We start from the raw sequence: 7234 nt of genomic DNA, 5'->3' as shown, positions 1-7234 counted from the left end.
TTCTCAAAACAATCTTTCCTACAAAAAGTCCTAATTCCCCAATTTTCTTCTGCAAATAATGCTATGTGCCAATATTTTCTTTTACAGATGTCGATAAAAGCCCGCATTTTGTCGAATAACATATTGGATAGTAGCCTAGATTTTGTATTTTTATTGTTAAGCATCACACAATAATATGGCAACACGACCTATGAGGTCTCCTTTGGGTCAAATTTGAAAATTAATAAATCCACATACCAATAATTATTAAGTAATCATGCAGAATAAGATTTGATTTATGTGTTTAGAAACAAGGCAACAGGCCCAAGGCAAGGAGTGTTAAAATATTTTTTAATAACCACAGCTATGCTTTTTTTCAAAGCCCACCGCCGAAAGCCGATACCTGAAAGCCCAAAGCACTTCTTAAATTTTATTTTGCCCATTAACTTAATACAAATTAATGTTGTCTTGTGTTGGGGCTTAAAAACGTAAAAGCAATTATTCAGCAAGCTATTCAAGCTGATAAATTCTTTTACAGAATCTATCTTATTTCAAAATTTATTTAACTTCAATCAGCAAACCCCAATATGAGAAGAAGGGATTTTATCCAGTTGTCTGGTATGGGCTTAGGTGCGCTTATGGGTGCATCAGCTATACCTGTCTTGGGAAATGTTGTTCCAGCCGAACATTTAATTGGTTCGGGTGTCGACGTAGCAACAAAGAAACGTTTAGCAGACGTCGCACTAAACGCTGCTAAATCCAAAGGCGCCACATACACCGATGTTCGTATCGGACGTTACCTCCAACAGTATTTATTTACCCGTGAAAACAAAGTTCAAAACGTAGTCAATGCCGAATCTTACGGTGTTGGTATTCGTGTAATTGCCAACGGAACTTGGGGTTTTTCTGCTACTAGCGATGTTACGCCTGAAGGTATTGCTAAATGTGCAGAAACAGCTGTTTCCATTGCAAAAGCAAACTCAAAAATCCAAAAAGAACCAGTAGTTCTTGCGCCACAAAAAGGGGTAGGAGAGGTTTCTTGGAAAACACCACTCAAAAAGAACTCTTTCGAAGTTCCTGTTCAAGAAAAAATCGATTTGTTGATGAATGTAAACGGTGAAGCGATGAAAAATGGCGCTGCCTTCGTTACATCCAATTTGTTTTTTATCAACGAACAAAAATATTTTGCCTCAACCGACGGCTCTTATATCGACCAAGATATTCACCGTATTTGGCCAACATTTACTGTAACTGCCGTAGATAAGCAAGCTGGTAAATTCAAAACTCGTGATGCTATTTCTTCGCCAATGGGGATGGGTTATGAGTATTTAGATGGTTTAGCTTCTGAGAAAATCCCGGGACCTAATGGTTTGGTAGGATACCGCAATTCTTACGACATGGTCGAAGATGCGATTTTTGCCGCTAAACAAGCCAAAGAAAAATTGACGGCTAAGTCAGTAATGGCTGGAAAATACGACCTCGTGCTTGACCCAAATCACCTAGGTTTGACAATCCACGAATCAGTAGGTCACCCATTAGAGCTTGACCGTGTGTTAGGATATGAAGCTAACTATGCAGGTACAAGTTTTGCTACTTTGGACAAATGGAAATCTAAATCATTTAACTATGGTAGTAAATTGGTAAATATCGTTGCTGATAAAACTCAACCATATACCTTGGGTACAGTTGGCTACGACGATGAAGGTGTGCCTTGTAAAGAATGGGATTTGATTAAAGATGGCGTTTTGGTAAACTACCAAGCAATTCGTGACCAAGTAAATATCTTGGGAGAGAAAGAATCTCATGGCTGTTGCTATGCCGATAACTGGGATTCTGTACAATTCCAGCGTATGCCAAACGTTTCTTTGCGTCCGGGCAAAGAGAAGTTGAACGTACAAGATATGATTAAAGGTGTCGAAAAAGGTATCTATATCATTGGACGCGGTTCTTATTCGATTGACCAACAGCGTTATAACTTCCAATTTGGTGGACAGTTATTCTACGAAATCAAAAATGGTCAAATTACCGGAATGGTCGATGATGTAGCGTATCAGTCAAATACGCAAGAATTCTGGAACTCATGTGCTCAGATTTGTGATAAAGATGATTATCGTACATTCGGTTCGTTCTTCGATGGAAAAGGTCAGCCTTCACAAGTGAGTGCCGTGTCACATGGTAGTGCCACGACACGTTTCAACGGGGTGAATGTGATTAATACAGGAAGAAAAATCTAAAACTTACCTTAAACAGCATCAACAATGACGATTTTAACGAAAGAAGAAGCTAAAAAAATCATCGATAAGGTTTTGTCTTTTTCAAAAGCTGACGAGATGAGTGTGGCACTCTCTGGAGGTCGCACGGGTAATATCCGTTATGCTCGTAACTCGGTTTCGACGAGTGGAGAATCATACAACTTATCACTTTCTATTACCGCAGTATTTGGCAAGCGTTCGGGTACTTCTACCATCAACGAATTCGATGATAAATCTTTGGAAAAAGCTGTAAGACGCGCCGAAGAAATTGCTCGTTTAGCACCAGAAAACCCTGAGTTTGTTCCAGCATTAGGTCCACAACAATATTTAGAACCAGCAAGTTTTTCACAAAAGACAGCGGATATTTCTCCAGATTATCGTGCCAATGCGGCCTTTGATAGTATCGACCCTTGTAGCAAGAAAAACTTGACTGCGGCAGGTTATATGGAAGATCGCACAGGTTTTAATGCCATCGGTAATAGCAAAGGACTTTTTGGATACAACAAAGCTACTTCGGTAGATTTTTCTATCACAGTACGTACTGCCGACGGTTTGGGTTCAGGCTATGCCATTCGTGATTTCAACGATGTTTCTAAATTAAGTACCAAGCAAGCAACAGAGATAGCGATGCAAAAAGCAATGGCTTCAACATCTGCTAGAGCTTTAGAGCCAGGTAAATATACCGTAATTCTCGAACCAGCAGCTTCTATTGATTTGCTTCAAAACATGATGAGAAGCATGGACGCACGCAACGCCGACGAAGGTCGTAGTTTCTTGAGTAAAAAAGGAGGGGGTATTCGTTTAGGCGAAAAACTCTTCGACGAAAGAGTAAATATTTACTCAGACCCAATGAACATCGAAATTCCGGGTTCTCCATTTGCTGGGGATGGTCGTCCACAAGAAAAAGTATATTGGATTGAAAATGGCGTGGTTAAAAACCTAACATATTCTCGCTATTGGGCTGAGAAAAAGGGTGTCAAAGCTGTACCAAACCCAGGTGGTTTTATTATGATGGGCGGTACAGAATCTTTAGCAGATTTAATTAAAGGTACAGATAAAGGTATTCTTGTAACACGCTTTTGGTATATCCGTGCGGTAGATCCTCAGACCTTATTATATACAGGTCTTACACGAGATGGTACTTTCTATATTGAGAATGGCCAAATCAAATACCCAATCAAAAACTTCCGTTTCAACGAGAGTCCTGTGATTATGCTCAACAACCTTGAGGCTATGGGCAAGCCAACTCGTATTGGTGGGTCGTTAGTGCCACCTCTCAAAATCCGTGACTTTACCTTCAGTAGCTTATCGGATGCAGTATAAAAAATGCTTTAAGCCGTAAGCTGTAAGCACTAAGTTCTATTTTTAATAATGGCTTAGTGCCTATAGCTTACAGCCTATAGCCTTTATATCCTTTTCCGCTTACAACGAAAAAAAGCCATTCATCAAAATCAGCCATTGGCTAGCTGGGCATCTTCTTGAAATTTTGGTAAATTAAGATTGGGAAAACCTCTCAATTAGGCTCTTATTGCCTTTTGTAAGCGTTTGAAGTCTTAATAGGTTATTTGTTAGAAGTTGATTTGTTATACGGAAGAATCCACAAGTATAAAAAATCGAGTCATCCACGATTTATACGATGATTGATGATTTCCTCTTTCTATTAACAGATAAACATTTAAAAAAATAACTACTTACAAAAAATTGAGAGAAGGCCTCTTTTAAACGATTTTTCAATTAATAAACTAAAAAAAACTTGAAAAGAAGAGATTTTATCCAGATGTCGGGTCTAGGTTTAGGAGCCATGATGCTTCCTAATATTCCGATTATGGGCAGGTCCGTTGCTGCCGAATCCTTTCTCAATGAAGGTATCGATGTAGCCGTGAAAAAACGTTTGGCGGATGCAGCGCTCAATGCTGCCAAGGCAAAAGGTGCAACTTATACGGATGTTCGTATTGGTCGTTATCTCAATCAGTTTGTAATTACGCGCGAAGACAAAGTGCAAAACATCGTCAATACCGAGTCTTATGGTGTAGGAGTCCGTGTAATTGCTAATGGTTGTTGGGGTTTTGCCGCAGTAGTAGATGCCAAAACAGAGGCAGATACAGCCAAAGCAGCCGAGCAAGCAGTGGCAATTGCAAAAGCGAATGCAAAACTGATGAGTCAGCCTGTAGAACTTGCACCACAAAAGGGTTTTGGTGAAGTAAGCTGGAAAGCGCCTATCCAAAAAAATGCCTTTGAAGTACCTATTCAGGAAAAGGTAGATTTGTTGTTGGGTGTTAATGATGCTGCTATGAAAAATGGCGCAAATTATGTTAACTCTCTTTTGTTTTTGGTAAATGAACAAAAATACTTCGCTTCATCGGACGGCTCGTATATCGACCAAGATGTACATCGTATTTGGCCGGTATTTACGGTAACTGCGATTGATCCTAAAACGGGTAAATTCGAAAATCGTCAGACTTTGAGTGCTCCTTCGGGTATGGGTTATGAATATCTTCAAACCAATCCTAAAGATAAAGTAACTGGTGTAACTACTCGTTACAACAAGGGATATGATATGATGGAAGATATCATAGCAGCTTCGCAACAAGTAAAGCAAAAGCTGGCCGCTAAGTCAGTAGAAGCAGGAAAATATGACTTGATTCTAGACCCATCTCACCTTTGGTTGACCATCCACGAGTCGGTAGGGCACCCGCTCGAACTTGACCGTGTATTGGGATACGAAGCAAACTTTGCGGGCACTTCTTTCGCTACTTTAGACAAATGGCAGAGTAAAAACTTCAACTATGGTAGCAATATCGTAAACTTCTTTGCTGATAAAACTCAAGTAGGTTCATTGGGTGCTGTAGGTTGGGATGACGAAGGTGTAAAAACCAAACAATGGGATTTGGTCAAAGATGGTAAGTTAGTAAACTATCAAGCTATTCGTGACCAAGTTAAAATCATTGGCGAAACTGAATCGCACGGCTGTTGCTATGCAGATAGCTGGTCTTCTGTTCAGTTCCAGCGCATGGCGAACGTATCGCTAGCGCCGGGGAAAGAACCATTGTCGGTAGACGAAATGATTAAGGACGTTAAAAAAGGTATCTATATCATTGGTGACGGTTCGTTCTCTATTGACCAGCAACGTTATAACTTCCAATTTGGTGGACAGTTATTCTATGAAATTAAAGATGGAAAAATCGTGGGTATGCTCAAAGACGTAGCTTACCAATCTAACACGCAAGAGTTCTGGAATTCTTGTGCCAAGATTTGTGATGATCGTGATTACCGTTTAGGTGGTTCGTTCTTCGACGGAAAAGGTCAGCCTTCTCAATCTAGTGCGGTATCTCATGGTAGTTCAACGGCTCGTTTCAATGGCGTAAATGTCATTAATACAGCTCGTAAAATCTAGTAGCAACCAAGCTTTAATCCAATTTAACTTCTCAAGAAAACTATGTCTGTAATATTAACCGAAGAAGAAGCAAAAGCCTTGTTGAAAAAGGTAATGAGCTATTCAAAAGCCGACGAATGTGAGGCTAATTTGTTAGGAAACATTCGTGGAAATATTCGATATGCACGCAACGAGGTATCAACTAGTGGTGCATTAATCAACCAAAATTTGCAAGTACAATCTGCATTTGGTAAAAAAGTAGGTGTGGCCACCATCGACGAGTTTGATGATGCTTCTTTAGAAAAAGTAGTTCGTCGCTCGGAAGAATTAGCTCGCCTCGCCCCTGAAAACCCTGAATATGTAGGACTTTTGGGACCACAGCAGTATAAAAGTCACTCATTAGGATACATAGAAGATACAGCGAATATCAATCCGGATACTCGTGCAGAGATGGTCTTCAAAAGTCTGGAGTTGGCTCGTGCACAAAAATTAGTAGCGGCAGGCTTTCTGGAAGATCAAAAAGGCTTTTCGGCCATGATGAACTCGAAAGGATTGTTTGCTTATTATAAAGACTCAGGTATTAATTTCTCCCTGACCGTTCGTACAGAGGACGGCACAGGTTCGGGTTATGTAACTAGAGGGTACAACGACGTTAAAAAATTGGATACAGTGGCTGCTACCAAAATTGCAATGCAAAAAGCAATGGGTTCTAAAAATGCCAAAGCATTAGAACCTGGTAAATACACCGTAATCCTCGAACCAACAGCCGCAGCGGTATTGCTCGAAAGCATTTATTTTGATATGGATGCTCGTAGTGCCGACGAAGGTCGTTCGTTTTTTAGTAAACAAGGTGGAAAAACCAAAATAGGAGATAAGATTGTCGACGAACGTGTCACAATTTTCTCTGACCCTGCTTATCCAGCACTTCCTGGTGCTCCTTGGGCAGGTGATGGTCAACCACAAGAAAAAGTGACTTGGATAGAAAAAGGTGTGGTCAAAAACCTAGCCTATTCTCGCTATTGGGCACAACAGAAAAAAGTAAAGCCTTTACCATTTCCAAGTAATGTGATTATGGAAGGGGGTACTGCTACGCTCGAAGAAATGATTAAGAGTACAAAACGAGGGATTTTGGTTACAAAACTTTGGTACATTCGCCCTGTTGACCCGCAGACTTTATTACAAACTGGTCTAACACGTGATGGTACTTTCTTGATTGAAGATGGAAAAATTAAGTATCCTGTAAAAAACTTCCGTTTCAACGAAAGCCCAATCATTATGTTGAACAACCTAGAGATGTTGGGTAAAACAGAGCGTGTTGTAAGTACTGAATCAAACGCCAACTATATGGTACCACCAATGAAGATTCGTGAATTTACGTTCTCATCATTGTCGGATGCAGTGTAGTAATGATGTCGGATTTCTGATTTTTGATTTCGGAAGTAAAAGAGACTTTCTAGGATATTACGATATAAAATAAAGGTTTTTATATTTCCGAAATCAGAAATCTCAAATCCACAATAGTTTTTAGAAAATAGAGAAAATTTGAGTAGAAAATCAAAAAAATCAAATTTTCTTAAGCCCAAAGCCCAAAGCCCAAAGCCCAAAGCCCAAAGCCCAAAGCCCAAAGCCC

General features: G+C 39.9%; 5 protein-coding genes. 4 read left to right on the top strand and 1 reads right to left on the bottom strand.

What is annotated here, in order from left to right; all coding sequences use genetic code 11:
- Positions 1 to 566 precede the first annotated feature (566 nt).
- From ACOVQ4_RS16075 to ACOVQ4_RS16060, 4 genes are all read left to right on the top strand, one after another.
- Positions 567 to 2213 (top strand): TldD/PmbA family protein, encoded by a 1647-nt coding sequence (locus tag ACOVQ4_RS16075; protein WP_421821644.1) that lies wholly within the window; start codon positions 567 to 569, stop codon positions 2211 to 2213.
- 24 nt (positions 2214 to 2237) lie between these two features.
- Positions 2238 to 3554, top strand: a complete 1317-nt coding sequence (locus ACOVQ4_RS16070; RefSeq protein ID WP_421821643.1) for a TldD/PmbA family protein — start codon at positions 2238 to 2240, stop codon at positions 3552 to 3554.
- A gap of 430 nt (positions 3555 to 3984) precedes the next feature.
- Positions 3985 to 5625: a TldD/PmbA family protein gene (locus ACOVQ4_RS16065; RefSeq protein WP_421821642.1), complete on the top strand. Its 1641-nt coding sequence runs from the start codon at positions 3985 to 3987 to the stop codon at positions 5623 to 5625.
- 42 nt (positions 5626 to 5667) lie between these two features.
- Positions 5668 to 7008 carry a TldD/PmbA family protein gene (locus tag ACOVQ4_RS16060; RefSeq protein ID WP_095163415.1) on the top strand — a complete coding sequence of 447 codons (1341 nt, stop codon included), beginning with the start codon at positions 5668 to 5670 and terminating at the stop codon, positions 7006 to 7008.
- On the opposite strand, the gene ACOVQ4_RS16055 is transcribed toward ACOVQ4_RS16060, so the two are convergent.
- Positions 6945 to 7234: hypothetical protein (locus ACOVQ4_RS16055; protein WP_421821641.1), on the bottom strand; the 290-nt coding region annotated here is incomplete at its 5' end. The two genes, ACOVQ4_RS16060 and ACOVQ4_RS16055, sit on opposite strands and share 64 nt — an antisense overlap.

Source organism: Flectobacillus sp., from assembly GCF_049240685.1.
Lineage (GTDB): Bacteria > Bacteroidota > Bacteroidia > Cytophagales > Spirosomataceae > Flectobacillus.
Note: the sequence above shows the minus strand (reverse complement) of the source record. Positions and strands in the feature narration are given on the sequence as shown.

Bases quoted from the DNA above. Each gene is read 5' to 3' on its own strand.
- ACOVQ4_RS16075 (WP_421821644.1), top strand. From the start codon at position 567: ATGAGAAGAAGGGATTTTATCCAGTTGTCTGGTATGGGCTTAGGTGCG.
- ACOVQ4_RS16060 (WP_095163415.1), top strand. From the start codon at position 5,668: ATGTCTGTAATATTAACCGAAGAAGAAGCAAAAGCCTTGTTGAAAAAG.
- ACOVQ4_RS16070 (WP_421821643.1), top strand. From the start codon at position 2,238: ATGACGATTTTAACGAAAGAAGAAGCTAAAAAAATCATCGATAAGGTT.